Raw genomic sequence first — 285 nt, forward strand, 5'->3', positions numbered from 1 at the left:
TCTTCTGTAAAACGGTTATCCAGGAACTTTTGTGTCTTTTGTGGATTCCAATTCTTGATAATAACTGAAAAGTCTTATCTCCCACCATCGGAATCTTTTTAATGGATAATGGATTTAAAAAAGGTTTGATCTCCAAATCTTTAATTTCCAGCCTGCCCACCGGCTTTGCTTCTCCTGTGCCTATCTTTGAAACGGTTTTATTGGCAGATAAGGCAAAGCTTATGGGCTCCATAATTTCCTTCCGGGATGTTTCCTTCAAAATCTTTATAATCGTAAGGATGATCT

The 285-nt window shown here is 37.5% G+C and carries 1 pseudogene; it reads right to left on the bottom strand.

Annotation, left to right across the window (positions count from 1 at the left end):
• A pseudogene (locus tag ACLI50_RS22595) lies at nucleotides 1-285 on the bottom strand (hypothetical protein); the annotation flags it as partial.

This window comes from Chryseobacterium cupriresistens (assembly GCF_046614675.1).
GTDB classification, from domain to species: domain Bacteria; phylum Bacteroidota; class Bacteroidia; order Flavobacteriales; family Weeksellaceae; genus Chryseobacterium; species Chryseobacterium cupriresistens.